Genomic DNA, 234 nt, shown 5'->3' on the forward strand with positions numbered 1-234 from the left:
CAACTCGACCTCGTTCAGATAGCCGATGGAGCCGAACGGCTTACCGCCCTTGAACTCGGGCTGGTGTTCGAGTTCCTTGAAGATGGGAAAGGCGTTGAAGATCGCCTGCGCTTCCAGGCCGGCGCGGTATTGCACGTACTCGTCGGCGCTGCGGCCTTGGAACGGGATAGAGCCGGTGTTGTAGCGGTGGTGACCGATTTCGTGGGCGAGGGTTCCGAACAGGTGGCGCTGGGG

Annotated in this window: 1 protein-coding gene; it reads right to left on the bottom strand. The window is 62.0% G+C overall.

Annotation, left to right across the window (positions count from 1 at the left end; genetic code table 11):
- A partial coding sequence (locus HKX41_13630; protein ID NNC25173.1) for a hypothetical protein occupies window positions 1–234 on the bottom strand: 234 nt, incomplete at both ends.

Origin of the sequence: Salifodinibacter halophilus (genome assembly GCA_012999515.1) — a bacterium.
Lineage (GTDB): Bacteria > Pseudomonadota > Gammaproteobacteria > Nevskiales > Salinisphaeraceae > Salifodinibacter > Salifodinibacter halophilus.